This is a genomic window from Bacillus cereus group sp. MYBK30-2 (genome assembly GCF_051915945.1).
GTDB classification, from domain to species: domain Bacteria; phylum Bacillota; class Bacilli; order Bacillales; family Bacillaceae_G; genus Bacillus_A; species Bacillus_A paramycoides.
This window is the reverse complement of sequence record NZ_JBQAFR010000001.1, coordinates 1094773-1121258: the sequence shown is the minus strand read 5'-3', so window position 1 is coordinate 1121258 and position 26486 is coordinate 1094773. Positions and strand designations below refer to the sequence as shown.

Here is a 26486-nt window from a genome sequence, read left to right as displayed (position 1 = left end):
TCAAAATTCCTCGCTATTTCGTTAATTTTATTATGTAAGATAATACGTCTTACTTCTATAGTTTCGTATCTATTTTATTACATTTTATAAAAGATATTCAAGTAATTGAAAATATATCCGTCCAATTACTTGACCGAAACATAGGAACCCTGCTAAACGAATATAATTCAGTAAAATCCTTCATAAAAGGGGACTTGGCATGGGGAATCCATTATCGATGGAAAAAATGCTTCAAATTATCCATGAGGGGCTTGCCAAAACAAATAACCCCAAAAGGATTACAATTGCTGGTGCGGGGATATCTGGATTAGTTGCAGCATCTTTATTAAAAGAAGCTGGGCACGAGGTAACGATTATAGAAGCAAATAACAGAATAGGCGGCAGGGTGTATACAATTCGTAAGCCATTTAGCACAGGATTATATTTTAACGCAGGCCCTATGCGTATTCCGGAGACTCATGATTTAACTTTAGCTTACATTCGTAAATTTAAACTAAAGTTAAATCTTTTTATTAATAAAACTTCTTCAGATATAATCTATACGAATAATATTAGAACGAGATTGAATGTGTTTGAAAATGATCCAAGTGTACTCGGATATCCAGTTTTAAAAACAGAAAGAGGGAAAACGGCAGAAGAATTAATATTAGAGGTATTAGAACCGATACTTAATTATATTAAGAAAGATCCTAATAAAAACTGGATTATTGTTGAAAAAAAGTATAAAACATATTCACTCGGTTCTTTTTTAACCGAGTATTATTCTGATGGAGCAATAGATATGATCGGTGTACTTCTTGATATGGAAGCATATATGGGAATGTCTTTAATTGAAGTATTACGGGAAATGATTTTTTTTACTTCAACGACAAAATATTACGAGATAACGGGCGGGATGGATGCATTACCAAATTCATTTTTACAACAGCTAAAGGATAATATTTTCATGTCATATAAAGTAGAAAAAATAATACAAGAAGATAATAAAGTGATGATGCAAGTAAACCGTGAAAAAACGTTAGAGCGATTTATAATAACGGGTGATATTGCCATTGTCACAATTCCATTTTCAGCTTTGCGCTTTGTAGAAGTCCAGCCGTATCATTTATTCTCTTATTTTAAAAGGCGGGCAATTCGTGAATTGAATTATATTGCAGCGACTAAAATTGCGATAGAGTTCAAAAGTAGATTTTGGGAAAGAGCGGGGCAGTGTGGTGGGAAATCAATTACAGATTTACCTATACGCTTTACATATTATCCGAGTTATGGCATTCATACACCAGGGGCAGCTATCGTTTTAGCAAGTTATACGTGGGCAGATGAGGCGTTAACATGGGATAGTCTCTCGAATAGAGAACGTATTCGTTATGCATTAAAAAATTTAGCGCAAATATATGGTACCGTGGTTTATAGTGAGTTTGTAACAGGTACTTCTTTTAGTTGGAGTCAAAATCCGTATTCTTGCGGAGCATTTACAGCTTTTGAGCCAGGACAAGAGCTTGAACTGTTTCCATATATTACATCAACAGCTGGAAGAGTGCATTTTTCAGGAGAACATACGACGTTAACACATGGATGGATGCAAGGGGCAATCGAGTCCGGAATTAGAGTTGCTCATGAAGTGAATGAAAATGAAACGATAATCTAGCAGTTTTGTTTACAAATAGTTATTCTTTTAATAAAATGATAAATATAAATCGTAATAATTACGCTTTGAAGAAATTTGAAGTAGAGAAATGGATGGTCGGTCATATGAGTAAAGTAGAAATTCATATATTAGGTGGTTTTTTAGGTAGCGGGAAATCAACGTTGCTGCAAAATTTATTATTAGCAGAAAAGAAGAAAAATCGAAAAGTTGCTGTTTTAATGAATGAAATAGGTGAATACTCGGTAGATACAGATATTATTGGAAAAGAGAATGTGTTAAGAGAACTTCTAAAAGGATGTATTTGTTGTACGTTAAAAGAAGAGCTTGAAATACAATTACATTCACTATATCAACAAGAAAGACCGGATGTAATTTATATAGAAACAACAGGCGTCGCACATCCAATTGAGGTGTTAGATGCATGTGTATCACCAATTCTAGCACCTTTCCTTGAAGTGAAATCTATAGTAGTCGTATTAGATGCAGTGAGATGGTTAAATCGAAGTGTATTAAGTGCAAATGTACAACAGCTATTACATGAGCAATTGAAATATGGAAGCCATATTCTCATTAATAAATCAGATTTATTAACAGAAGAAGATAAGAACAAAGTATTTGAAGACGTAAAAGCAATCAATAATCATGCGAAATTGTATGAAACAAAGTATTGCAATATATCTTTGAATGATATAGAAGAAGCTGAATTTGGAAGTAATGAAGAGCATGAAACATTACATGTAAACCAGCATTTGCATATACAAACGATGACATATCAATTTACGAAATCAATCGATCAAGATAAATTATATGAATGGCTTTCAAATTTACCTGATGGCATTTATCGTGTGAAAGGTTTCGTGAAATTCCATGGGGATAAGTACCCACACTTATTACAATATTCATTTGGGGTACCAACTTTATTAGAACAGGATTTCGGTTTCCCGACAAACTTGGTGATAATAGGGGAAGGGCTAGATAAGAAACAATTGGTTGAAGGGTTAGAGAAAGTAGAAAATAAATAAGTAGTTGATCTATCAATGTTTTTATGTAAGCTGCAAATAGTTGACTTAAGGAATTAAGTTAATTATTTGTAGCTTTTTTCGTGATGATTACTGTAATGAAACAGTAATTTCATTTGAACAACAGAATATATATTGATTGTATGTCCGTTTCCATTTAATAGGAAGGTGATCATAGATTTATGCCGAATGTAGAGGTTACTACAAGAGTTTTCCATTATCAATTTTAAAGTCATGATTACGGACAGGGGAATTTGGCGTGTTTGATTCTAACAGAAAGTAAAGTATGGGGAGGATCACAATGTCGATGAAAAAACGTAAATGGCTAAGAACGGTGGTTACTGGTTGTGTTTTAGGGGCGCTATTAGTAACAGCAGCTTGTTCAGGGAAGAAAACAAGTACAGAAGATGAAAAAACGATTAAGGTAGGGGTTCTTGCTTCATTAACAGGTCCGCTAGAATCGTATGGAAAACAAACGGTAAATGGATTTGAATTAGGGTTAGACTATGCAACTGGTGGAACAGGGAAAGTGGAAGGGAAGAAGATTAAGTTTGTCGTAGAAGATACGGAGACGAAAGCTGATGTAGCGGTTAAGAAGGCTACAAAATTATTAGAAGAAGAGAAAGTTGATTTTTTAGTCGGATCATCTAGTTCAAGTCATACATTAGCAGTTTTACCACTAGCTGAAGAGTATAAAAAGATTATGGTTGTAGAACCGGCAGTTGCGGATAGTATTACCGGGAAGAACTGGAATAAATATATTTTTAGAACAGGAAGAAGCTCTTCACAAGATGCGATTGCAGGGGCTGCCTCAATTGCTAAAAAAGATGTAAAGATTGCGACGTTTGCTCCAGATAATGCTTTCGGTCGTGAAGGAATTGCTGCATTTAAAGCTGGTGCGAAGAAATTAGGTGCGAATATTGTAAACGAGCAATATGCTGATACAAATTCAACTGACTTCACTGCAAATATTCAAAATATTATAAGCTCAAAACCAGATTATTTATTTATCGTTTGGGCAGGTGCGAATTCTCCATGGAAACAGTTGAAAGATATGAATGTGGAAGCACAAGGCACTAAAATTTCTACTGGTGCACCTGATATACCAGCATTAAAAACGATGGATGCGTTAGTAGGAATGCAAGGATTTTCTGTATATTATCACACACTTCCTAAAAATAAGGTGAATGATTGGTTAGTAGAAGAACATAAAAAACGTTTTAATGGTGCTGTTCCAGATTTATTTACAGCGGGAGGGATGTCAGCGGCGATTTCTATCGTCGAAGCTTTAAAGAAAACGAAGGGCGATACGGATGTAGATACACTTATTAAGAAAATGGAAGGAATGGAATTTGAGACACCAAAAGGCAAGATGAAATTTAGAGAGAAAGATCATCAAGCATTACAAACTCTGTATTCTATAACGTTGAAAAAGCAAGAGGGTGTTGATTATCCTGTACCAGTGCTAGAGAGAGAATTAACGATGAAAGAAACAGAACCATCAGTTCAAAATAAATAAACTGAATTTTCAATTCAATTTGTATAAAGAGGGAATTCCCTCTTTATACTCATTTCTTTTAAAAGTTTAAACATAATCGCTTTTAGGGGAGGAATCTTGTGACACATTTGTTAGAGACGAAAAATCTTAGTGTATCTTTTGGTGAGCATCATGTTATTAAGGATGTTAATTTAACGGTACAAAAAGGAAAGCTCATTTCAATTATTGGGCCGAATGGTGCTGGAAAGACCACTTTATTCAATTTATTAAGTGGGCAAATTTCTCCGACGAAAGGTGAAGTTTATTTTAAAGGGCAGGATATTACAAAGCTATCAATTTCAGATCGAACGCGCTTAGGAATTGGTCGTTCTTTTCAACTGACGAATATTTTTCCAGAGCTAACAGTGCTTGAAAATGTGCGTTTAAGTGTTCAATCATTCGTTCAAGATTATTACAGTTTCTTTCCGAATTCAGCCAAGTTAAAGCAGCAAACTGGAGAGGCGAGACGTCTTTTAAAAACAGTACTACTTCACGAGAAAGGGGACGTATTGGCAAAAGATTTAGCTCACGGGGAAAAAAGAAAGTTAGAGCTGGCTATGTTGTTAGCATTAAAGACAGATGTATTACTACTTGATGAGCCGACGGCAGGTATTTCAGTTGAGGAAGTTCCGGCTATATTACAAGTAATCGAAAATATTAAAAAGAATCCAGAGAGCACAATTGTACTTATTGAACACAAAATGGATATGGTGCTAGGTTTATCAGATCATCTTATCGTTTTATTTCATGGTGAGTTATTGGCTGAAGGATTACCGGAAGAGATGATGAAAGATGAACGTGTACAAAGTGCTTATTTAGGGGGATTATACAGTGGCACTATTACAAGTGAATAATATTGAGACGTATTTAGATCAGTTTCATATTTTACAAGGAGTATCCCTCTCGGTTGAGAAAGGGACGATTACTGTATTGTTTGGAAGAAATGGAGCTGGAAAAACAACAACATTGCGCTCAGTTATGGGATTTCACCGGATAGCAAATGGAGAAGTTTATTATGATAGTACAAAAGTAAATGGACTATCTACACATTTAATTTCAAGAAAAGGTATAGGCTATGTGCCGGAAAATCAAGGGATTTTTCATGATTTAACGGTAGAAGAGACATTCGTACTTGCTAAGGGGAAAAACGGGGAAGAAGCGGAAGAGAAGCTAGAATGGATGCTTGAACTTTTTCCAGACTTAAAGCAATTTTGGTATAAAAAAAGCGGACTTTTAAGCGGGGGACAAAAACAAATGCTGGCGATTTCAAGAGCATTTATCAATAGTGATGGGCTATTGCTTATTGATGAGCCGAGTAAAGGGCTGTCTCCAATTATGATAGAAAAATTAATGGTAGCAATTTTGAAAATGAAGGAGAAAACGACTGTTTTACTTGTTGAACAAAATTTCATGATGGCTAGTCAAATCGGTGATTACTTCTACATTATGGATAATGGGCACATTGTGCATAACGGTTTCATGGAGGAACTGCGAGAGGATAAGGAAACATGTCATAAATATTTAGGTATTTCTTAACATTGATACGGGGGGATAGAACGTGGATGTGCTAATTAACTTATTTGTAAACGGCGTTTCGACAGGGATGCTTATTTTTTTATTAGCGTCTGGTCTATCACTTATTTTCGGTTTAATGAGCGTACTGAATTTTGCACATGGCGGTTTATTTGCATGGGGAGCATTTACAGGCGTTTGGTTATTCAATATGACAGGGAGTTATTTATTAGCGCTAATTGGAGCAGTCGCTATGGGGATGTTTCTCGGTTTCATTTTAGAAAGATTTCTTATCAGGCCAGTGTATGGAAACCATGTTCGGCAGCTTCTCGTTACGCTCGGAGGAATGCTCGTTCTTAGCGAGTGCATCAAAATATTTTGGGGACCAAATCCCATTGGGGCAAAATTACCGTTATGGTTACAAGGAAGTTTTACATTTGGAGGCGTTATACTAATTAAATATCGCCTATTCGTCATTTTAGTTGGGATACTAATTTACATTACTTTACTATTACTGCTGAAAAAAACAAAGATAGGACTAATGATTCGCGCTGGTGTAATGGATAAAGAGATGGTTCAGGCCCTTGGTATTAACGTAAAAGCGATATTCTCGTTTGTCTTTTTATTAGGAGCGGGGATGGCTGCGTTAGGTGGTTTCCTACTTGCACCATATTCAGGCGTTATTTTCGCTGAGATGGGCATGCAGTACGCAATTTTAGCTTTTATAGTAGTTATCATTGGAGGATTAGGTAGTGTACAAGGTTCGGCGATAGCTTCTTTAATCGTCGGTTTAGCCGGAGCTTTTACAGCGTATTTTATGCCAGATTTATCGCTTGCAATCAATATGTTAATGTTACTATTTTTCTTGATAGTGAAGCCAACGGGGCTCGTTGGTGAAAAGGGGTGAAATGGTGAACAGCACATCGGATCGAATCAAAGTATACTTTGGATTATTTATGTTCATTTGTTTAAGTGTATTTCCGTTCGTAAATGATTCACGGAGCTTGTTAATTTTGTTCACTCAAATCTTCATCTTTGCTATTTTCGCTATGAGTTTTGATGTTCTGCTTGGATATACAGGTATTGTTTCATTTGGTCATTGCATGTTCTTTGGTATAGGAGCATATGGGGTAGCACTATTATTTGATCGGCAAGGGGTATCGATAACGAACTTTTTTATAGGAATAGCGGCCGCTGTAATTATTTCAGCTATTGTAAGCTATATAATCGGTTTGCTTTCGTTACGTTTGAAAAGTCATTTTTATGCAATGTTAACGCTCGCTATTTCCCAATTGTTTTTTGTACTTGCTGAAAAATGGCGTTCACTGACTCATGGAGGAGATGGATTTACATTTGGTGTACCAGATATATTCCGTGATCGTTTTACGTATTATTACGTAACACTTATATGTTTAATTGCTATATTTATTTTGTTACGATTGTTCACAAAATCTTCTATTGGAAAAGTATTAAAGGCAATTTCACAAAATGAACAACGTGTTGAAGCACTTGGGTATAAAGTTCTTCATTATAAAATTATCGCGAGTGTAGTGGCAGGGATAGTAGCTGCGATTAGCGGAGGATTATTCGTTATCACATTGCGTTTTGTAAATACGACGGTATTTTCAATTGATATGACGCTAAATGCATTATTGATGACAATGATCGGAGGAGTTGGAACGTTAATCGGAGCCATTGCTGGAGCTGGGATTATTGAATCACTGAAATATTATTTATCAGAACTAGCGACTGAGTATCCGATTTTTGAACGATGGACGATTATTCTTGGCTTGTTGTATATTATCGTGCTTCTAGTTTTTCCGAAAGGATTAGTTGGAACGTTTAAGAAGTTGAAGAATTTAAAAAGAAATAAGAAGGAGAAAAGCACCGGGGTGGAGCAGAACGTGTAAAGTCTAATGAAATGTATGGATAATGAGGCAAGTCTCCAAGATGAAAAGGGATGTCCTAGTAGTTGAACTTTTTAACTAGGTAACATCTCTTTTTATTTTGTTGAGCTGTACGATAGTAAATGAAATTATATCGGCGATTTTTCGAATATATCGACCGCAACTCGAAATATATCAGCGATTCGACAAGGAATATCGATTTGCCGAAAAAATATAACAAGTATAACGGCCTTATTTGTTAAAAAGTTCACCTGGAATCTCTTTTTCTAAGTCTTGAGCTGTAAAGAAGTTAATAGATAATTTTTCAATCGCCACATCTTCAATTGGTGCTAATTTATCATTTTTAATCGGTAAAAAAGCTATACCATTTCCTTCAGCAATAAATTCTTCAATAAGTGAATAAGAATCTAACTGTTGAAGTTGACGCTGAGATAGATTGTTTTCTTTTAGAAATTGTATTGTCCGATTTCTAAAGGGGCACTTCGTATCGTTACTAACGAAAAATAGTTCCTTTGAATAGTCGACTTTACACTTTTCTTTTGCTTTTAATAAGCCAATAGAAATTGTTGTACTGAATACTTTGTTAAAGGTTGAATCTAGATTATCCTCATAAGTTATGACCATATCAACTTTGTGTAACAGTTTTTGGAGATGGCTACTACTTTCTATATATACTTGATAATTTCTGAAATTTTCTTTAATACGTACACTCAAATAACTAGCTAAAATAGATTGTGACGTCGCTATTCGGTAAGAAGTGTTCGTTTTAATTTCATTTTTAGCTTCCTCTAATAAATTCAATATTTTATTCGTATAATCTAACAAAATGTCACCTGAAGGTAGCAGTGAAACCCCCTTGTTATCTCTATGTAGTAAAGGTGTTTCTAATTCTTGTTCTAATTTTTTGATTCGCTCAGTTACATTTGGTTGCACATAACCTAACTCTTTAGCAGCTTTACTAATAGAGCCTTCATTAGCTACAGTCTTAAATATGATAAGATCATTTATTTCCATTCATTTCAACCCCTCATTTGGTATCATTATAAATGATACCAAGCATAATTTATACCTATTTTACACCGATCCAACATCGATTTATCATTATGTATATAATATCGAAAGTGAGTGATAAACATGATTGGGATGCAATATAAGGTCATTTTGCCAAAAGATTATGATATGGGGATAATTAGACAAAGGGTAAAAAATAATGGGTATAAAACAGACGATTTTCAAGACCTAAATTTTAAAGCATATTTAATTACTGAAGCAGGGGGAAATGAAAATTTATTTAATTGTTACGCTCCATTATATATATGGAATAACCATGAAGGGATGAATAGATTTATCTTTGATGGTTATTACGACAATATTTTAGACTCATTTGGATGGCAACAAATTAATATTGGTGTTCCTTTAGTTGTTAATCTAAGTGATGATTTTAAGAAGAGTAGATATGTTGTTGAATATGCAGGAAGTATCTCTCAAAGTAAATCATTGATTGGAATTCAATTAAACACAATGAACCAAAATGTACAAAACACAGAAAAGTGTTTAGGAAGTATAGTAGTTTATAATCCAGATAAATGGGGGTATAGTCAATTTAGTTTTTATGAAGAGAAGCCTGAAATTAATGCAATGAACGGCATTACAATTTATGAGATTTTACACATTTCACGATAAAATTTGCTTGAATGCCAAAATAAAAAAAGGAATGAGAATATATGCCTTTTGTGAACGTTTATTATCCTGAAAATATATTAAATAAAGAAGTGTTGAAAAAGATAAGTGAATGTATTCACCTTTCATTAATTGACTATTTTAATATTCCTGAAAATGATTATTTTCAAATGTTTTTACCTTATCAACCGAACCAATTTTTTTATAATCCATATTATTTGCTAGAACGAAAAGAAAAGAGAACAGAAAACATAATTCATGTTTCTATTACATGTGGACCAGGAAGAACGATAAAGCAGAAAAGGGAGTTGTACCAATCGATATCCTTTAAAATTTCTGAGTGTTCAAACATAAAGGGTGCTGATATTTTTATTACACTAAATGAGACAGCTGCTGAAAACTGGTCATTTGGTCAAGGAGTGGCACAACTGGTGAAAATGAAGGGGGAGTAAAATGATGAATGAACCAATTGAATTTTATATTCAAAAGAAAATGAGAGAAATGGCGCCTACATTTGTTCATTATAGTGAAGAGATATTGTTTGAAGAAGTGTGGCGGGATGCCACTTTAACATTAAGAGAAAGAAGTTTATGTACAGTGTCGGCACTGATTAGCCTTGGTAATACAGAACAATTACCATTTCATTTGCGGATAGCTAAACAACATGGGATTGCGGAAAATGAAATGATTGCGTTAATAACACATATGGCTTTTTACGTTGGTTGGCCAAAAGCTGTGGCAGCTTTAAATATAGCAATGAATGAAATTAAAAGTTAAAAATAATTATATATTGCTGTTGATATTTAAATCTTTATACTTGCTTTTTTATCAATTGAGTAGTAAAGTGATAATGAGATGAACGATAGGAAGTGATAAAACATGCGTGAAAATACGATAGGATCGTTAATCTGGTTACGTTTAATACGATTTACGAACCAAAGTAATCAGATGTCAAATGAGTTTTTGAAACGTTTTGATTTGACGACAGCTCAATTTGATGTACTTATGCAAATACGGATTTATCAACCACTTACACAAATGGAGTTAGCGGAGAAAGTTACAGTTACACAAGGTGGTATTTCTCGAATGTTAACACGCCTTGAAAAAGAAGGATATATTGTACGAAAACAAGAATGGAAAACGAAAACGATTAGCCTTACTGATAAGGGTGAAGCGGTATTAGAAAGAGCACTACCAGAGCAACTTGCATTTCAATCGTCATTTTTTGATGATGTATTAAATGAAGAAGAACAGAAAATACTATACGAGTTAATGACAAAAGTTCATAAGCATAGTGAAAAAAAAGAATTACCACACGAGTAATTTTTTTTACACTATCAATTGACTAATCAAGTGATAGTTAGGGGAGGAAATATTATGTATACAATTCCAGGACATCACCACATTTCAATGGTGACAAAAAATGCACAAACGAATAATGACTTTTATCAAAATGTATTAGGACTACGCCGGGTGAAAAAGACGGTCAATCAAGATAATCCTTTTATGTATCATTTGTTTTATGGTGATTTAACAGGCAGTGCAGGAACTGAATTATCATTTTTTGAAATGCTGAATGTAGGCAGAACAGTTCGTGGTACAAATGCGATCACACAAATAGGTTTACTCGTACCTTCGTCAGAGAGTCTTACATTTTGGAAGAAACGTTTTGAATCATTGCAAGTGACTCATGGAGAAATTACAACATACGCGGGTCGTGATGCTCTGCACTTTGAAGATCCGGACGGTTTACGGTTAGTGCTACTAAATAATAAAAGTGAAGAAGTGCCTGAATATTGGACTGCATGGGATGATTCTTCTGTAGAGAAAAATCATCGTATTTTAGGTATGGGAACAGTTGAAATGACAGTGCGCAGTTTAAATAAATTATCAAAAACACTAACAGATTTGTTTGGTTATAAAGAAGTATCTCGTTCAGACGATGAGGGGATTTATCAATCTATCGCTGGCCAATCTTTTGGAGAAATTTTGGTGAAACAGCAAGAGGGAGAGAGCGAAAGACCTGGCAAAGGAAGTATTCATCATTTAGCTATTCGTGTGAAAAATGATGAAGAACTGAGTTATTGGAATGAAGCAGTGAAAGATAAAGGGTTTCAATCAACAGGGATTATCGATCGTTTTTATTTTAAAAGCTTATATTTCCGTGAATCAAATGGAATTTTATTTGAGATTGCGACGGATGGACCAGGATTTACTGTAGATTCAGCAGTTGAAGAATTAGGAAAAGGGCTTGATTTACCACCATTTTTAGAAGAGAGAAGAAAAGAAATAGAAGAGAAGTTAGCACCACTTAATTAAAAGGGAGAGAGCAACTATGGAAAAATATCGAATTGATACAAGTAAAGGAATTGAATTTGGACTATATTCAATTGGGGATCATATTTTAAATCCGCACAATGGTTCGAAAGTTAGTGCGGAAAAGCGAATCCATGAATTAATTGAAACAAGTAAATTGGCGGATGAAGCAGGACTTGATGTGTTTGCTATCGGTGAAAGTCATCAAGCACATTTTACAACGCAGGCTCATACAGTTATTTTAGGGGCTATTGCACAAGCTACGAAAAACATTAAGATTGCGAGTTCTGCGACAGTATTAAGTACGTCAGATCCGGTGCGTGTATATGAAGACTTTGCCACAATTGATTTAATTTCTAATGGTCGTGCTGAAATCGTTGCTGGTCGTGGATCTCGTATTGGAGGATATAGTTTACTTGGTTACGATGTAAATGATTATGAAGAATTATTTGAAGAGAAGATGGATCTTTTATTAAAAATAAATAAAGAAGAAAGTGTAACATGGAAGGGGCAGTTTAGAACGCCACTTGAGCATGCGGTAATTATACCGAGAGCTAAAAATAACAATATGCCAATTTGGCGTGCTGTTGGGGGACCACCTGCTAGTGCAATTAAGGCAGGACACGCGGGTGTACCAATGATGCTTACGACACTTGGTGGTCCAGCAGTTAATTTTAAAGTTTCAATTGATGCATATCGTGAAGCTGCTGAAAAAAGTGGTTTTGATCCAGCAACATTGCCAATTGCGACTACAAGTTTATTTTATACAGCAGAAAATTCACAAGATGCCCTTAGTGAATATTATCCTCATATTAATGCTGGTATGCTTGCACTACGTGGTGGCGGGTATCCAAAACAACAATTTACAAATGCAGTAGATTACCGTGACGCGTTAATGATAGGTAGCCCGCAACAAATAATTGAAAAAATGCTTTACCAATATGAATTATTTGGACAGCAACGTTTTATGGCACAAATTGATTTTGGCGGTGTACCATTTGATAAGATTGAGAAAAACATTGAATTGATTGCTACTGAAATTATGCCGGCTGTTAGAAGATATACAACGAAATAATGATAAAAGTACCGAGAATATAATCTATTCTCGGTACTTTTTTATATTTATCCCGTTATTTAGTGGCCACCCGATTGGCGTGAGCTAATATTCAATGCGGGATGGATAAATTCAAACTGAATACAATTTGAAAAAATGACAAAAAAACGAACTTTTTGTCTAGGGAAAGGGAAGTTTTTTTCTATTTGTGAATAACAATATTATTCGTTTGAATTTTGGAAATGCATTTTTCTCTTGACAAAAATCAAGTGTTTTTCGAGAGTGGTTTCGAGGACATTTTTTCATGAGAAAGTCAAGTGTACGAAGAGAAAAACGTAATTTCTATTGATAAATGAGTTTGTTTTATGTTTAAAAAATACGTTTTTATAATATGAAAAATCTAATTCAAAAAAATTACAAATGACATATTTCAGACAAAATGATGTCAATAATACGTCAAAAATCAGCTGAATTTATTATGTGAGTATATTATACAATTCGATTAACGAATAAAACACTACAGAAATAGTGAAAAGATAAATCGTGTAAAAAAGTTCTTTTGTAATTATCGAAAAAACTGACAATTTATATTTTCAAAAAGTACATAAACGAATTTATCTTTTGTATTTCCAAATGATTGGATTGTTCATTATGAAGTGAATTCATACAATTCAATCGATATTACGATATAAAAATTATGAAGGAAGTGAGTTTAGCATGGATACGCTCGAATTGGCACGAATACAATTTGCATCTACAACGATTTTCCATTACTTTTTCGTTCCGCTATCTATTGGCTTAGCTTTTATCATCGCGTTAATGCAAACGTTGTATGTGGTAAAGGGACAAGAAGTTTATAAGAAGATGACAAAGTTTTGGACACAAATATTCCTTGTTAACTTCGCAGTAGGAGTTGTAACAGGTATTTTACAAGAATTTCAGTTTGGTATGAACTGGTCAACGTATTCACGTTTTGTTGGTGATGTTTTCGGACCATCACTTGCAATTGAAGGTTTATTAGCATTTTTCATTGAGTCTACATTCCTAGGTTTATGGGTATTCGGTGAGGATAAACTTCCTAAGCGAATTCACCTTTTATGTATTTGGCTCCTTTCAATTGGAACAATGTTATCAGCATTTTGGATTTTAACTGCAAATGCATTTATGCAAGCTCCTGTAGGATATGAAATGGCAGCAGATGGGCGTGCACAAATGAATGATTTCTTGGCAATTATTCAAAATCCACAATTATGGGTGCAATTCCCACATACAATTACAGCGGCACTTGCAACAGGCGCATTCTTTATTGCTGGTGTCAGTGCATGGAAAATTACAAAACAACAAGAGACTGAAGTGTTTAAGAAGTCTTTCCGAGTTTCTATCGTTGTTGGAACGATTTCAACAGCATTGGTATTATTCTTCGGTCATGCACAAGCGCAAAATTTAATTAAGACACATCCGATGAAAATGGCTGCAGCTGAAGCATTATGGAATACGAGTGAGGACCCAGCACCATTTACAGTATTTGCGAAAATTGATACAGAGAAGAAAGAAAATTCGTTTGAAATTCAAATTCCTTACATGCTAAGTCTATTGTCATACGATAAATTTAGTGGTCAAGTAGAAGGAATGAATCAAATTCAAAAGCAATATGAAGAAAAATATGGACCTGGAGATTATATTCCACCAGTACACACAATGTTTTGGAGTTTTAGAGCGATGGTAATGAGTGGAACGTTCATGTTGCTTCTTGGAGCATACGGATGGTTTTTATCAAGAAAAGATCGCTTAACTGAAAAACCTTGGTATTTAAAAATAATGGTATATGCAATTGCACTACCGTTTATCGGTAATACAGTAGGGTGGATTATGACTGAAATGGGACGTCAACCTTGGGTTGTCTTCGGTGTTATGAAAACAAAAGATGCTGTATCTCCAAACGTTACATTTGGAGAAGTATTATTCTCTCTTATTTCATTCACATCACTATATTTAATTATCGGAGGAATTACTATTTACTTATTCGTTCGTATCATTAAAGGTCATGCGAATAAGAAAGCGAAAAAGGATTATCAAAGCCATGATCCATTTGATAAGGAGGAAGATTATGTTATCTCTTAATGAATTGTGGTTTGTAGTTATCTCAATCTTATTTGTAGGCTTCTTTGTACTTGAAGGTTTCGATTTCGGTGTAGGTATAGTTTCAAGGTTTTTAGGAAAGAACGATTTAGAAAAAAGAATTTACTTAAATACAATTGGGCCATTTTGGCACGCGAATGAAGTGTGGCTTGTTTGTGCTGGTGGCGCTATGTTCGCGGCATTCCCGCACTGGTATGCAACTCTATTTAGTGGGTTTTACATTCCTTTTGTATTTATGCTTTTAGCTTTAATTATAAGAGGTGTTTCCTTTAAATTCCGTGCGAAAATCGAGAATCATAAATGGAAAGGTTTTTGGGATTGGGGCATGTTTATTGGAAGTCTGCTACCGCCTATCCTTTGGGGAGTTGCAATTGCAAACTTTATGGTAGGTGTACCAATTGATGAAAGTAAAAATGTTGTAGGTGGATTCATGAAGTTACTTCATCCATTTGCGTTACTTGGAGGAGTAATGTTCCTTCTTCTATGTATTGTTCATGGTTTGCAATTTCTTACTATACGCACAACAGGGAAACTGCGAGAACGTGCACGTATTGCCGCAACAAAAATCGCACCTATTGCATTAATAATTCTTCTAGTTTTTGCAGGTGTAGGGTTATGGAAAACAGATATTTTCGTTGCACATGGTTCAGAATGGATAATGGTTCCGATTGGAGCTTTCGTAGCGTTATTTGTATCTGCGTTATTAAATAAAAGAAGAAGAGATGGTTGGGCTTTCTTTATGACGAGTTTAACAATCATTTTATTAAGCGCGAGTGTGTTTATCGGCATGTTCCCGCGTGTCATGATTAGTTCATTAGGAGCGGCGAATGATTTGACAATTTATAATGCGGCATCAGGGCCTTACGCATTAAAATTAATGAGTTATTTTGCACTTGCTATTTTACCGTTTGTTATTGGTAGTCAAATATGGAGTTTCTATGTATTTAGACAACCTGTTAAGTCAGAAAAAGATTTGGAGTACTAATGAAAAGAAAAAGAGGACTTCCATCGTATCCTGGTAGCCGAGTTTTATATGTAGCATTAAGTTTTATTAGTGTTTTAGAGGCGTGTAGTATTATTGCACAGACAGTCTTTTTAGCACGAGCGATTACCTTTTTATTTAATGGAGAAACAGTGCAAGCTGTACTAAATGAAGTTGTTTATTTTGGAATCACGTTTGCAGCTCGTCAAATATTAGTGCGAACATCACAAATATTGGTTGAGCGTTTCGCTGAAAAAACGGGATTGGCATTACGTAAACAGTTAATAGAAGCATATTTTACATTAGGACCGAGATTTGTCCAAACGAACGGGACCGGTCATCTGGTTACCTTATCGATTGAAGGGATAGAGAAATTCAAAACATATATTGAATTAACGATCCCTCGAATGATTCGAAGTTGTATCGTTCCGGCGCTTGTTGTTTTATATGTTTTTACACTAGATATAGAGTCTGGAATCATTTTAGTTGTAACGATTCCGATCGTTATTATATTTATGATTCTATTAGGATTAGCAGCGCAGAAAATGGCTGATAACCAATATGATACGTATCGTGTTCTTTCAAATCACTTTGTAGATACACTAAAAGGATTAGAAACATTAAAGTATTTAGGGAAAAGTCAGGAGCATGAAGGCAAAATTGAAAAAGTAAGTAAAAGATATAGAAAAGCAACACTTCGCACTTTGCGAGTTGCTTTTCTTTCTTCTTTTGCACTAGATTTCTTTACGAGTTTATCAATTGCCTTTGTAGCAGTAGGTTTAGGTATTCGTTTAATAGACGGAACGATTCTTTTATTGCCGGCTCTTACTATTCTAATTTTAGCTCCCGAATATTTTTTACCAATTAAGCAAGTTGGAGCGAACTATCATGCTACATTAGATGGACAAATTGCAATGGAGCAAATTGAAGAGATCGTAAAACAACAAAAAGCTAGGGGATCGAAAGAATCAAATGTAGATATAGCGTGGAATTCTTTGAGCAGCATGAAATTACAAAATATAAAAGTTAATAATGAAGAATCTGAAAAGGTCATATTAGAAGAGGTTCATTTCAATTGGAAAGGGAACGGTGCGATTGGCATTATTGGCGAAAGTGGAGCAGGGAAATCAACGTTAATAGATGTGTTAGCAGGATTCTTACATCCGTCCGATGGAAATATGATTATAAATGGTGTGGAAATTGATACATCTACTCGTGATAGTTGGCAAAAAAACATTGCTTATATTCCGCAACAACCTTATATTTTTCCACTTTCATTAAAAGATAATATTTGTTTCTATGAAACAAATATTACTGATGAAGAAGTTGAGAGAGTTATAGATGAGGTAGGTCTTCGTTCACTTGTTGCATCGCTTCCGAATGGGATGCACGAAAGAATTGGAGAAGGTGGGCGTATGCTAAGTGGTGGACAGGAACAACGTGTTGCGATGGCACGTGCACTTTTGAGTAATAAACCAATCATTTTATTAGATGAGCCTACGGCACATCTTGATATTGAAACTGAATGTGAAATAAAACAAGCGATGTTACGTCTGTTTAAAGGTAAGTTAGTATTTCTTGCAACACATCGTTTGCATTGGATGAAACAGATGGATCATATTGTTATTTTAAATAAAGGCAAGATAATAGAAAGTGGAACATATGAAGAGCTTTTAGATAAAGAGTCATTACATTTTCATGGGAAAGGGAGGGGAGAGAGATGAGTAACTGGATTAGACCTTATATAAAGCAAAATAAAGGTAGGATGACTTTGACTATTTTCCTCGGGCTTCTCGGAGTTAGTTCAGGTGCGATGTTACTTTTCATTTCAGGTTATTTAATTTCTAAATCTGCTCTCAGACCAGAAAATGTAATGGCTGTATATGTTCCAATCGTTGCAACGCGTGCGTTTAGTATAGGGCAAGCTGTCTTTCATTATGTTGAGCGTTTAGTTGGGCATGATGTCGTCCTTCGTATATTAGAAAAAATGAGGACAAAACTATATAAAATTGTAGAACCGCAGGCGTTATTTTTTCGCTCGCGATTTCAAACTGGTGATGTATTAGGTGTATTGTCTGAGGATATAGAGCATTTACAAAACCTATATTTGCGTACGATATTCCCTAGTATATTAGCACTAGTTGTATATAGCATCTTCGTTCTTGTTATCGGTGCATTTGACGTAGTATTTGCACTTATCGCAGGGTGTATGTTAGCTGTTATCGTTTTTCTTATTCCGTTCGTATCGCTACTCTTGATGAAACGACATCATGTTACTTTGAAACGAGGAAGAAATCGTTTGTATCAGCAACTGACAGATGCTGTATTTGGGTTATCTGATTGGCAGGCAAGTGGTAGAAAAGATGAATTTATTAATGAGTATGTAGCGCAAAATGCTCAGTTGTTAAAGATAGAGAAAAGAGTGAAACGCTGGTACCATATTCGAGACAGTATCATTCATTTAATAGTAGGTATTGTCGTCATTTCAATGATTATGTGGACTGGAAATCAATCTGCAAGTGAACAGATTGCCCCTACAGTTATCGCAGCCTTCGTATTAATGACATTATCTGTGACAAATGTGCTTATTCCTGTATCGGATGCTATCGATCGAATTCCATCATATGTAGAATCTGCTCATAGGCTTAATAGCGTAGAAAGTGATAGCGTTCTGCAAGATGGAAATGAGTTACCTGGAGATAAAGATTACGTTGCACAAAAACATATAGATATTGAACTGAATAATATATCGTATAATTATCCGAATAGTAATGAACCTGTATTAAAAGATGTATCATTACACATAAAGGCAGGAAAGAAAATTGCTATTTTAGGTAGAAGTGGAACAGGGAAATCTACTTTATTAAAATTGTTAACTGGTGCGCTACGTCCGGTGAATGGCCAAGTTCTATTGAATGGTGAACAAGCTCATACGAACCTTTTGTCAAAATATATTTCTGTATTAAACCAAAAACCACATTTATTCGATACGACAATTGGAAATAATGTGCGAATTGGTAAACCAGATGCTACTGATGAAGAGATATGGAAGGCTCTAGAGAAAGCACAACTAGCTTCACATATTGCTTCTCTTCCTGATGGATTACAAACAAAAATGCATGAAATGGGTATGAGATTTTCTGGCGGGGAGAGGCAAAGGGTAGCTTTTGCAAGAACTCTTATGCAAGAAGCACCAATCATTGTACTTGATGAGCCGACTATCGGTTTAGATCCTAAAACGGAATTGTCTTTAATAGAAACGATGTTTTCTGCAACTGAAGAAAAGACTGTTCTATGGATCACTCATCATTTAGTAGGGATTGAACATGTTGATGAAGTTATTTTCCTTGATGATGGTCAAATCGCTATGCAAGGTAGTCATGAACAGTTACTGAAAGAAAATGAGAAATATCGTAGGTTATACGAGCTTGATAAAGGTATATAAGAATGAAATGCAGAAAAACACAAATTCTTGATAGTTCAAGGTTTGTGTTTTTTTACGCGTATTCGTGGCATCGTTGTATATGATGTAGTAGCGAGATGAGTATGTAATGATTAAAGTTTAGCTTTATATTGTGAGAAGGGGTGTTTAAAACCTAGCCTTTCAAGGCAATACTGAGCCATAGTGAATGGATTGTTGGAAGGCGTGATTATATGTTTGAAGAAGATGGTATCATTTTAATTATGGAACCTGCTGATGAACGGAATTTGAGGAGATTTATTTTTACAATACCGAAGTCAGTGTATGAAAAAAAGGAGATTTTATTACATTACGGAACACCTTTAGGACAAGGATATACCGACATTATAGAAGATATTATTAGTGTACATATAGAAATAGATATTGTAACGGTAATAGGGCGTGTAAGAGGATAAAGTGGTGGAGGGTGTTTCCCGCACCAATCGGGATTTTACACGCAGTTGATGCAGGATAGATGAGTGATGAGCCCCCGAAAACAGATATACTTAAAATAAGTATGTCTGTTTTTATATTTAAATGAAGGTAGTCACGAGGTAGAAATGTAAAAAAATTATATATCGTACGAAATACACGTTGAAAAGGAGAAAAATGATTTCTCTAGAATGTATAAGAAGAAAACTATGTGTTTATAAATGTATAAAAGTATGACAAGTATTTAGGAGGTAAAAATGAAGTTTACAAAAGCAATCTTACTTTCAATTGTAGTTTCAATTGGTTTAATGGGATGCTCGCTAGTAGAGGAAGGGAAGAACTCCATAGATTATGCTCAAAAGGCGACAGACTATGTGAATAAAATAAGTGCATTTGCAAATGAAGCACCAGCATTAGCTGAAAAAGCTATTAATGATGGGGAAGCTCGAAAAGAATTGGAAACGAAACTTAGTGAAATTAAACAAGATATACCAGCTTTTAATGAATTAACACCACCAGATGTAGCGAAGGATCTTCACCAGCAAATTGTCGGATATAATGAAAAGTTAAATACATTAATTGATGCCTCTATGAAAAAGGTAGAGGAAGGGAAAATAGATGTAGAGCAATTTAAAAACTCTGAGCTCATGCAGACGATAGAACAAGTTCGTGATTTGAAAGATAAAATTCAAAACTTAGGGCAATAATAAAAAGATCCGTTTGTAATAAACGGATCTTTTTATTATTGTATACAATAAACGATTACACCAACGACGATAATAATGTTGCCGATGATTTTTCGTTTTGTTATTTTTTCCCCTAAGAAATACCAGCCAAAAATTAATATGATGATGTAACTTAAAGATTCTAATGCAGATGCTTGTTTTAATGCTAACCCCTTTAAGGCAATCACATTTAATCCGGCATTAATTACAAATAAAGAGTAGCCAATGATGACATAAGGATTCACATATTCTTTTATTCTAGAATCATATTGTTGTAAAGTAGCCTTTTTTAATAAAATTTGTGAGTAATTGGCTAAAATTATCCCGAAAATCAATAATAACATATAACTATTCATCTTTTGTCACCACCACAATTCCGACGATAATAATAGCTGCACCAAGTAAATGATTCCACAGTATCGTATCTCCAAATAGGAAGACTGACCAAAGCATTGACCATAGTATAATAATTCCGCGGTGTGAATATGCTTTTGATATTTCAAAATGCTTAATTACTTGTTGCCAAAGAATTGCATATCCAAATAAAAGTACAACGAGCCCGAAATAAGCAATGAAAAATGAGATTGAAGCAATAGGGAATTGCGCAGCCCATTTCATGTAAACCATAATGATAGAATATATCAAGAAGGCTACATGTAGAAATACATAGTTTTTAATAGTAGGTTTCATATATTCACTCTCTTTTACGTATAAGTACATATATTTAAAGTGGAAGTATATAATCAATAGCTTCTTATTCATATAGAATGCATATTGAAATAGTCTTTGTTGATTCTTTCACATTCCAAAATATATAGTATCATGTCTTCTAATGTAAAACAATAGAAGGCAATACGTAGCTTTCGTTTTGAAGAGAATAGAGGTAGTGTACTTTAGATTTTCCACTGTTCTATAATTTGTATCGTTTTATTTGTTGCATCCATCTCCACTTGAATACCTATTGGCATAGTAATCATTGGATGAGTATGACAACAATCGAAATCAGCTAGAATAGGAATCTCTTGGTTTTGTAGTACTTCTAGTAGTATTTCGTAAGGTTTTCGATTTGTACCACAATCATCGAATTGTTCATGTTTTCCAAGAATGATACCAGAAACTTTATTAAATACGCCGTTAATCTTCAGTAATGAAAAACTTCTTTCAATAGTAGCTGCATCTTTTGAGCTATCTTCAATAAATAGAATGTCACCTTCTTGAATATGTGGCATGTACGGGCTACCCCAAATACCTTGTATTGTGTTTAAGTTCCCACCAATAATCCGTCCAGTAGCTTTTCCGCCAATTACTGAAATCCAATTGTTCGGTCGAAGTTCTTTTTCCTTCGTTTTTTCTTCCCAATTAATAAATTCATCTGACCAAAATAACGGCTGGTTTATGTTGTAAGGAAGAGGTTGATCAGTTATTAAAGTATCTGCAAAATATTTGTACGTGTAATCTACGAAAGGCTCAAATTCACCAAAAGAAGGAACAAGTGCTGGACCATAAAATGTAGGGATTCCTGTTTTTGCATAAATTCCTAGTAATAACGCTGTTGCGTCTGAATAGCCAATCATTATTTTAGGATTCTTTTGAAAAGCGGCATAATCAATATAAGGTAATAATGAATTGGAATTCATTCCTCCAATTGTCGACATGATACACGAAACGTTAGGATTTCTAATCAATTCATTTAGTTCTTCTGAACGTTCTTGAATGCTCCCTGAACGATAAAAATCATATTGACCTGTTAGTGAGCCTTCTAGTATGCGAAATCCTTTCTGTTGTAAGTATAATTTCGCTCGCTCAAACCTTTTTGGAGAAGTATATGTTATTGGTGAAGAGGGGGAGTAGATCCCAATTGTATCACCGTATTTTAATGTTTTTGGAAGTATCATTTGTAGCAATCCTTTCTATTTCATAGTGTTTTTGTCTTGTGTTATTATTGAATATTCTTAAATTTGATTATTTTTAGTGTAACATATGCAAAAGGCGTTCAAATAATAATTGCTATAGATGAATAATTATGCTATTTAATCTTGACGATATAAAGTGATTGTTGTTATGGTTAAATGTGAATGTATTAAAGGTTTGCTAAAGGAGTTTTGAAATGAAGCAGTTAAAATGGGGAAAGGTAACAATCCTACTAGTAATTATTTTGGGTATATGTTGGTTCTTTTTCCAAGGAGCTCAAAAGAGTGGAACAAATGTAGAGGGTCCGCCTTTACAAGTGGCAGAGCTACCCAAAACAGGACTATCTGACAAAGTAGTTCCACAAAAGTACATACCACCGGAAATTGATGCAAAAGCAGCTATGATTATCGATGCGAGTGATGGAGATATTATTTATCAATATAATGAAAATGAAGCTTTTGCGCCAGCTAGTATGTCTAAGATGATGACGGCGTATCTTCTTTTAGAGAGTATACATAATGGGAAAGTTCGCTGGGAAGATCCAGTGAAAATAAGTGCGAAAGCGGCACAAACAGAGGGTGCGAAAATTCCAGTGCAAGTTAATGACACATTAACTGTTAATGATTTATACCATGCGTTAATGATTGAGTCGGCTAATAATTCGGCTGTCGCTTTAGCAGAACATATAGCTAAGACAGAAAAAAACTTCGTCCAACTAATGAATGAAAAAGCGAAGCAGTTAGAAATGTCAGATAAAGCAAAATTCGCGAATGCTTCCGGATTGCAGGAGCCAGATGGAAGTGAAACAAAAATGACAGCAGCTGACGTAGCTAAATTAGCGTATCATCTTATAAAAGATTATCCAGAGATATTAGAAGTAACGCACTTAAGTCAAAGTCAGTTAGCATTTAATAATATTAATGTTAAAACTACAAATGAAATGTTAAACAAGAATAATAAAGGTTTATATATAGAAGGAATGGACGGACTGAAAACAGGATTTACAGATAGCGCAGGATATTGTTTTACAGGTACTGCAAAACAAGGTGATAGTCGTATTATTACAGTTGTGATGGGCACAAAAGGTAAAACAAAACGTTTTACAGAAACTCAAAAGCTAATGTCCTATGCGTTTCAATTGGTTAATTAAGTGAAGGAATAATATAGGTCGCTATATAAAAAATACAGACAGCTTATTTGAATCCTGATTTGGATGACGATAAGCTGTTTTTTTGTTTTTTGGAGTATAGGAAGTGAAAAATTAAGGGATATCATTTGAGTTTGTTTTTGTTTGTTGATAATATTAAGTTAAGAACTTATTATTTATAAGTTCAAGGCGCATTATATGCTTCGTACATATGATACTGCCTCAAATAAAATTTGGAGGGAATTGTGATGGCAAAAGATTTTTACTCAGCAATTGAAGACAGAAGATCTATTTATGCGATAAGTAAAGAGCAAGTAGTTTCTGATGAAAGAATTCAAGAAGTGATTTATCATGCTGTGAAACATACACCTTCGGCTTTTAATTCTCAAAGTGCAAGAGTTGTTGTATTACTAGGTGAACAACACGACAAATTATGGGATGTTACGAAAGAAACGTTACGAAAAATTGTACCTGAAAATAATTTCGCCCCTACTGAAGAGAAAATGAATGCATTTAAAAGTGGCTATGGGACAGTTTTATATTTCGAAGATAGTAAAGTAGTAGAAAGTTTGCAAGAGAACTTTGCGTTATACAAAGACAATTTCCCTACATGGTCTCAACAATCTTCAGGAATGTTGCAATTTGCGATTTGGACAGCATTAGAAATTGAAGGTTTTGGTGCTACATTACAACATTACAATCCGTTAGTTGATGATGAAGTAAGAAAAGAATGGGATGTACCAGAAAGCTGGAAGTTAATTGCGCAAATGCCATTTGGTAAACCAGTGGTCTCTGCAGGGGATAAGGAATCACAGCCATTAGAAACTCGTGTGAAAGTTTACAAATAAAATAAAATGAAAAATAGAAGGTGAACAGAGATATAATCTGTTCACCTTCTTATACATGGTATGAGCTTGTATGCTGAATTATTTTCATCTGCTCTTTTAATTCGTATTTCTTTGTTTCAATAGTTGTTACCTTTTTAAATGTTGTAAATGATAATAATCGCGTAAGAGCATAGTATAGTTCGATATTATTATTTATGTGATCGTCTATAATTTTTTCCACGAATGTAACTCCTCTTTTTATGTGACTATACATATTTTATCAATTAATCCCTAATGATTCCATAGTTAGTAAAAAAAACAAATAGTCAATTGTGTTTTTGGAATTGGAATGCTCACGAGTGGGACGGGATTTTTGTGTGTGAAATCTTACAAATTATCACTTTGTTTAAAATCATAGATAATATAGAAAATTAATTTTCTTAAAATATTATACTATTGATAAACGAAGTATTTTTTGTCATGATAAGAATATGCCTCATGAAAATAACTTTCTAGAAAACCATTGTGTATTTACATTAGATTAATGAAATTTTTATGTTTGATATAAAGTGTGAATTTTATATTAAAATAACTAATAAGGTATTGGATTTTGATGTAATACATAAGAAATTCGAAAAAATCGTTGCAAAAACACACTGTTTAATGGTAAAGTTCACATGAAGTTCACACGGAATTCACTTCATTCGTTTAAAATGAACGACGTGTGAAAAATAAAACTCTTGCTAAAAAATGGAACTGGATGAATATTTTACTTTGATAATATTGTAAAGTATTAAGTTTATAGTTTTTCTCAAGAGGATAGTAGGGAAAGGAAGTAAAGACAACTTATGAAAAAAGTAATCGCAGGTTTAGCAGCAGCGTCTGTAGCAGGCGTAGCAGTTCCTGGAATGGATTCTGCTCATGCACAAGTTTCAAATGATGCGCTAAAAGAAATTAATGGACAAACTCAAACTCAAACACAAACTCAAACGACTGTAACTGAAACAAAAAATGTAGAAACAACTTCTGAATTAAAATACACAGTAACAGCTGATGTATTAAATGTACGTTCAGGTGCTGGTACAGGACATAACGTTATTTCTAAAGTAAAAGAAGGTCAAGTACTACAAGTAATCGGACAAGAAAACGGTTGGTTCAAAGTTAATGTAAATGGTCAAACAGGTTATGTAAGTGGGGACTTCGTAACAACTGGTGGCAATAAAGGAACTGCTGTTCAACAAGGAACAGGTACTTATACAGTAAACGTTTCTTCACTTAACGTACGTACAGGCCCAAGCGCGTCTCATACTGTTTTAGGTTCTGTAAACAAAGGTAAAACAGTTCAAGTTGTAGGTGAAGTTCAAGATTGGTTTAAAATTAACTTCAATGGTGGAACTGGATACGTAAGTAAAGACTTCGTAACAAAAGGTGGTTCAGCTGTATCTAGCGAAACACAGCAACCAACTACAAACAACAATACTACTACAGTTCAAACTGGTGGTTCATATGTTGTTAACACAGGTGCTTTAAAAGTACGTACAGGTCCAGCTACATATAACCCTGTAATTGGTGGGGTAACAAATGGTACAGTATTAAACGTTACTGGTGCTGAAAATGGTTGGTATAAAATTAACCATAACGGCCGCACTGGTTACGTAAGTGCAGACTTTGTTAAGTTTGTAAAAGGCGGAGTGAACAATGTAGTTACTGGTGGTAACCAAGGTACGAACCAAGGACAAAACCAAGTACAAAAACCAACAGCGCCAACAGGTGGAGATACATCTTCAATCGCTGGATTCGCTAGATCTTTAAATGGTTCACCATATGTATTTGGTGGTCAAACTACTGCTGGTTTCGACTGCAGTGGATTCATTCACTACGTATTAAATAAAACTGGTCATTCAGGCGATCGTCAAACAGTTGCTGGATACTGGAGCTCTAAAACAAAAACTAGCAATCCACAACCAGGTGATTTAGTATACTTCTCTAACACTTATAAATCAGGTCTTTCTCACATGGGTGTTTACTTAGGAAACGGTCAGTTCATTAGTGCAGAGAATGAAAGTGTTGGTGTAAGAATTAGTTCAATTAATAACTCTTACTGGTCTAAACACCTAACAGGTTACACAAAAGCATACTAAGAAAAAGTAGTTTATAAACTACTTTTCGTATAGAGAAAAGGCTTTCCAG

The 26486-nt window shown here is 34.5% G+C and carries 26 protein-coding genes; 22 read left to right on the top strand and 4 right to left on the bottom strand.

What is annotated here, in order from left to right; genetic code table 11:
- The first annotated feature begins 199 nt into the window (after nucleotides 1-199).
- From ACTFQM_RS05805 to ACTFQM_RS05775, 7 genes are all read left to right on the top strand, one after another.
- On the top strand, nucleotides 200-1648 hold the full coding sequence (locus tag ACTFQM_RS05805) for a flavin monoamine oxidase family protein (RefSeq protein ID WP_440033725.1): 1449 nt from the start codon (nucleotides 200-202) through the stop codon (nucleotides 1646-1648).
- Between the two features lie 104 nt (nucleotides 1649-1752).
- The gene (locus ACTFQM_RS05800; protein WP_440033724.1) at nucleotides 1753-2670 is read left to right on the top strand and encodes a CobW family GTP-binding protein; all 918 of its coding nucleotides are present in this window, start codon (nucleotides 1753-1755) and stop codon (nucleotides 2668-2670) included.
- Between the two features lie 298 nt (nucleotides 2671-2968).
- Entirely contained in the window at nucleotides 2969-4186 is a 1218-nt protein-coding gene (locus ACTFQM_RS05795; RefSeq protein WP_440033723.1) for a substrate-binding domain-containing protein, read from the top strand.
- A gap of 98 nt (nucleotides 4187-4284) precedes the next feature.
- On the top strand, nucleotides 4285-5058 hold the full coding sequence (locus tag ACTFQM_RS05790; protein ID WP_071720621.1) for an ABC transporter ATP-binding protein: 774 nt from the start codon (nucleotides 4285-4287) through the stop codon (nucleotides 5056-5058).
- Entirely contained in the window at nucleotides 5036-5740 is a 705-nt protein-coding gene (locus ACTFQM_RS05785) for a branched-chain amino acid ABC transporter ATP-binding protein (protein ID WP_440033722.1), read from the top strand. The genes ACTFQM_RS05790 and ACTFQM_RS05785 overlap by 23 nt, the downstream gene beginning before the upstream one ends.
- A gap of 22 nt (nucleotides 5741-5762) precedes the next feature.
- Nucleotides 5763-6623 carry a branched-chain amino acid ABC transporter permease gene (locus ACTFQM_RS05780; RefSeq protein ID WP_440033721.1) on the top strand — a complete coding sequence of 287 codons (861 nt, stop codon included), beginning with the start codon at nucleotides 5763-5765 and terminating at the stop codon, nucleotides 6621-6623.
- 49 nt (nucleotides 6624-6672) lie between these two features.
- Nucleotides 6673-7626: a branched-chain amino acid ABC transporter permease gene (locus ACTFQM_RS05775; RefSeq protein WP_440034390.1), complete on the top strand. Its 954-nt coding sequence runs from the start codon at nucleotides 6673-6675 to the stop codon at nucleotides 7624-7626.
- Nucleotides 7627-7854: 228 nt separating this feature from the next.
- Here ACTFQM_RS05775 and ACTFQM_RS05770 read toward each other — a convergent pair whose 3' ends face one another.
- Nucleotides 7855-8637 carry a LysR family transcriptional regulator gene (locus ACTFQM_RS05770; RefSeq protein ID WP_071720620.1) on the bottom strand — a complete coding sequence of 261 codons (783 nt, stop codon included), beginning with the start codon at nucleotides 8635-8637 and terminating at the stop codon, nucleotides 7855-7857.
- Between the two features lie 120 nt (nucleotides 8638-8757).
- On the opposite strand from ACTFQM_RS05770, the gene ACTFQM_RS05765 reads away from it, so the two are divergent.
- The 12 genes from ACTFQM_RS05765 (at nucleotide 8758) to ACTFQM_RS05710 (ending at nucleotide 20393) form a co-directional block, all read left to right on the top strand.
- Nucleotides 8758-9306, top strand: a complete 549-nt coding sequence (locus ACTFQM_RS05765; protein ID WP_440033720.1) for a DUF4865 family protein — start codon at nucleotides 8758-8760, stop codon at nucleotides 9304-9306.
- A 41-nt stretch (nucleotides 9307-9347) separates the two neighbouring features.
- Entirely contained in the window at nucleotides 9348-9755 is a 408-nt protein-coding gene (locus tag ACTFQM_RS05760) for a tautomerase family protein (RefSeq protein ID WP_048372781.1), read from the top strand.
- A gap of 1 nt (nucleotide 9756) precedes the next feature.
- Nucleotides 9757-10080 (top strand): carboxymuconolactone decarboxylase family protein, encoded by a 324-nt coding sequence (locus ACTFQM_RS05755; RefSeq protein WP_440033719.1) that lies wholly within the window; start codon nucleotides 9757-9759, stop codon nucleotides 10078-10080.
- Nucleotides 10081-10182: 102 nt separating this feature from the next.
- On the top strand, nucleotides 10183-10626 hold the full coding sequence (locus tag ACTFQM_RS05750) for a MarR family winged helix-turn-helix transcriptional regulator (RefSeq protein WP_242271991.1): 444 nt from the start codon (nucleotides 10183-10185) through the stop codon (nucleotides 10624-10626).
- 54 nt (nucleotides 10627-10680) lie between these two features.
- Entirely contained in the window at nucleotides 10681-11622 is a 942-nt protein-coding gene (locus tag ACTFQM_RS05745) for a ring-cleaving dioxygenase (RefSeq protein ID WP_440033718.1), read from the top strand.
- A gap of 16 nt (nucleotides 11623-11638) precedes the next feature.
- Complete coding sequence (locus ACTFQM_RS05740) at nucleotides 11639-12694, top strand: LLM class flavin-dependent oxidoreductase (RefSeq protein WP_098305249.1); 1056 nt, start codon at nucleotides 11639-11641, stop codon at nucleotides 12692-12694.
- Between the two features lie 696 nt (nucleotides 12695-13390).
- Nucleotides 13391-14794 carry a cytochrome ubiquinol oxidase subunit I gene (cydA, locus tag ACTFQM_RS05735; protein WP_002171439.1) on the top strand — a complete coding sequence of 468 codons (1404 nt, stop codon included), beginning with the start codon at nucleotides 13391-13393 and terminating at the stop codon, nucleotides 14792-14794.
- A complete protein-coding gene (gene cydB, locus ACTFQM_RS05730; protein ID WP_440033717.1) occupies nucleotides 14781-15797 on the top strand; it encodes a cytochrome d ubiquinol oxidase subunit II in 1017 nt (338 codons plus the stop codon). The genes cydA and cydB overlap by 14 nt, the downstream gene beginning before the upstream one ends.
- Nucleotides 15797-17518 carry a thiol reductant ABC exporter subunit CydD gene (cydD, locus tag ACTFQM_RS05725; protein WP_440033716.1) on the top strand — a complete coding sequence of 574 codons (1722 nt, stop codon included), beginning with the start codon at nucleotides 15797-15799 and terminating at the stop codon, nucleotides 17516-17518. The genes cydB and cydD overlap by 1 nt, the downstream gene beginning before the upstream one ends.
- The gene (gene cydC, locus ACTFQM_RS05720) at nucleotides 17515-19239 is read left to right on the top strand and encodes a thiol reductant ABC exporter subunit CydC (RefSeq protein WP_440033715.1); all 1725 of its coding nucleotides are present in this window, start codon (nucleotides 17515-17517) and stop codon (nucleotides 19237-19239) included. Before cydD ends, cydC begins: the two co-directional genes overlap by 4 nt.
- Before the next feature lie 209 nt (nucleotides 19240-19448).
- Nucleotides 19449-19670, top strand: coding sequence for a hypothetical protein (locus tag ACTFQM_RS05715; protein WP_328052974.1), 222 nt, complete (start codon nucleotides 19449-19451; stop codon nucleotides 19668-19670).
- A gap of 273 nt (nucleotides 19671-19943) precedes the next feature.
- A complete protein-coding gene (locus ACTFQM_RS05710; RefSeq protein WP_048372763.1) occupies nucleotides 19944-20393 on the top strand; it encodes a DUF6376 family protein in 450 nt (149 codons plus the stop codon).
- A 35-nt stretch (nucleotides 20394-20428) separates the two neighbouring features.
- Here the strand turns inward: ACTFQM_RS05710 and ACTFQM_RS05705 are convergent, their stop codons facing one another.
- The 3 genes from ACTFQM_RS05705 to ACTFQM_RS05695 all read right to left on the bottom strand — a co-directional run bounded on the left by ACTFQM_RS05705 (nucleotide 20429) and on the right by ACTFQM_RS05695 (nucleotide 22306).
- Nucleotides 20429-20767 (bottom strand): EamA family transporter, encoded by a 339-nt coding sequence (locus ACTFQM_RS05705; protein ID WP_025150005.1) that lies wholly within the window; start codon nucleotides 20765-20767, stop codon nucleotides 20429-20431.
- Nucleotides 20760-21101 carry an EamA family transporter gene (locus tag ACTFQM_RS05700; protein WP_025150004.1) on the bottom strand — a complete coding sequence of 114 codons (342 nt, stop codon included), beginning with the start codon at nucleotides 21099-21101 and terminating at the stop codon, nucleotides 20760-20762. Before ACTFQM_RS05700 ends, ACTFQM_RS05705 begins: the two co-directional genes overlap by 8 nt.
- Nucleotides 21102-21304: 203 nt before the next feature.
- On the bottom strand, nucleotides 21305-22306 hold the full coding sequence (locus ACTFQM_RS05695; protein WP_440033714.1) for a S66 family peptidase: 1002 nt from the start codon (nucleotides 22304-22306) through the stop codon (nucleotides 21305-21307).
- 212 nt (nucleotides 22307-22518) lie between these two features.
- On the opposite strand from ACTFQM_RS05695, the gene ACTFQM_RS05690 reads away from it, so the two are divergent.
- The 3 genes from ACTFQM_RS05690 (at nucleotide 22519) to entFM (ending at nucleotide 26437) form a co-directional block, all read left to right on the top strand.
- Nucleotides 22519-23472, top strand: a complete 954-nt coding sequence (locus ACTFQM_RS05690; protein ID WP_440033713.1) for a D-alanyl-D-alanine carboxypeptidase family protein — start codon at nucleotides 22519-22521, stop codon at nucleotides 23470-23472.
- A 245-nt stretch (nucleotides 23473-23717) separates the two neighbouring features.
- On the top strand, nucleotides 23718-24317 hold the full coding sequence (locus ACTFQM_RS05685; RefSeq protein ID WP_002171451.1) for a nitroreductase family protein: 600 nt from the start codon (nucleotides 23718-23720) through the stop codon (nucleotides 24315-24317).
- Between the two features lie 827 nt (nucleotides 24318-25144).
- Nucleotides 25145-26437: an enterotoxin EntFM gene (entFM, locus tag ACTFQM_RS05680; protein ID WP_440033712.1), complete on the top strand. Its 1293-nt coding sequence runs from the start codon at nucleotides 25145-25147 to the stop codon at nucleotides 26435-26437.
- Nucleotides 26438-26486 lie beyond the last annotated feature (49 nt).

What these genes read in the sequence shown, in the direction of transcription:
- ACTFQM_RS05710 (WP_048372763.1), top strand. Translation starts at nt 19,944, where the DNA reads ATGAAGTTTACAAAAGCAATCTTACTTTCAATTGTAGTTTCAATTGGT.
- ACTFQM_RS05760 (WP_048372781.1), top strand. Translation starts at nt 9,348, where the DNA reads ATGCCTTTTGTGAACGTTTATTATCCTGAAAATATATTAAATAAAGAA.
- cydB (WP_440033717.1), top strand. Translation starts at nt 14,781, where the DNA reads ATGTTATCTCTTAATGAATTGTGGTTTGTAGTTATCTCAATCTTATTT.
- ACTFQM_RS05775 (WP_440034390.1), top strand. Translation starts at nt 6,673, where the DNA reads ATGTTCATTTGTTTAAGTGTATTTCCGTTCGTAAATGATTCACGGAGC.
- ACTFQM_RS05800 (WP_440033724.1), top strand. Translation starts at nt 1,753, where the DNA reads ATGAGTAAAGTAGAAATTCATATATTAGGTGGTTTTTTAGGTAGCGGG.
- ACTFQM_RS05705 (WP_025150005.1), bottom strand. Translation starts at nt 20,767, where the DNA reads ATGAATAGTTATATGTTATTATTGATTTTCGGGATAATTTTAGCCAAT.
- cydD (WP_440033716.1), top strand. Translation starts at nt 15,797, where the DNA reads ATGAAAAGAAAAAGAGGACTTCCATCGTATCCTGGTAGCCGAGTTTTA.
- ACTFQM_RS05715 (WP_328052974.1), top strand. Translation starts at nt 19,449, where the DNA reads ATGTTTGAAGAAGATGGTATCATTTTAATTATGGAACCTGCTGATGAA.
- ACTFQM_RS05695 (WP_440033714.1), bottom strand. Translation starts at nt 22,306, where the DNA reads ATGATACTTCCAAAAACATTAAAATACGGTGATACAATTGGGATCTAC.
- ACTFQM_RS05685 (WP_002171451.1), top strand. Translation starts at nt 23,718, where the DNA reads ATGGCAAAAGATTTTTACTCAGCAATTGAAGACAGAAGATCTATTTAT.
- ACTFQM_RS05765 (WP_440033720.1), top strand. Translation starts at nt 8,758, where the DNA reads ATGATTGGGATGCAATATAAGGTCATTTTGCCAAAAGATTATGATATG.
- ACTFQM_RS05770 (WP_071720620.1), bottom strand. Translation starts at nt 8,637, where the DNA reads ATGGAAATAAATGATCTTATCATATTTAAGACTGTAGCTAATGAAGGC.
- cydA (WP_002171439.1), top strand. Translation starts at nt 13,391, where the DNA reads ATGGATACGCTCGAATTGGCACGAATACAATTTGCATCTACAACGATT.
- ACTFQM_RS05755 (WP_440033719.1), top strand. Translation starts at nt 9,757, where the DNA reads ATGATGAATGAACCAATTGAATTTTATATTCAAAAGAAAATGAGAGAA.
- ACTFQM_RS05700 (WP_025150004.1), bottom strand. Translation starts at nt 21,101, where the DNA reads ATGAAACCTACTATTAAAAACTATGTATTTCTACATGTAGCCTTCTTG.
- ACTFQM_RS05745 (WP_440033718.1), top strand. Translation starts at nt 10,681, where the DNA reads ATGTATACAATTCCAGGACATCACCACATTTCAATGGTGACAAAAAAT.
- ACTFQM_RS05740 (WP_098305249.1), top strand. Translation starts at nt 11,639, where the DNA reads ATGGAAAAATATCGAATTGATACAAGTAAAGGAATTGAATTTGGACTA.
- ACTFQM_RS05690 (WP_440033713.1), top strand. Translation starts at nt 22,519, where the DNA reads ATGAAGCAGTTAAAATGGGGAAAGGTAACAATCCTACTAGTAATTATT.
- cydC (WP_440033715.1), top strand. Translation starts at nt 17,515, where the DNA reads ATGAGTAACTGGATTAGACCTTATATAAAGCAAAATAAAGGTAGGATG.
- ACTFQM_RS05750 (WP_242271991.1), top strand. Translation starts at nt 10,183, where the DNA reads ATGCGTGAAAATACGATAGGATCGTTAATCTGGTTACGTTTAATACGA.
- ACTFQM_RS05795 (WP_440033723.1), top strand. Translation starts at nt 2,969, where the DNA reads ATGTCGATGAAAAAACGTAAATGGCTAAGAACGGTGGTTACTGGTTGT.
- entFM (WP_440033712.1), top strand. Translation starts at nt 25,145, where the DNA reads ATGAAAAAAGTAATCGCAGGTTTAGCAGCAGCGTCTGTAGCAGGCGTA.
- ACTFQM_RS05805 (WP_440033725.1), top strand. Translation starts at nt 200, where the DNA reads ATGGGGAATCCATTATCGATGGAAAAAATGCTTCAAATTATCCATGAG.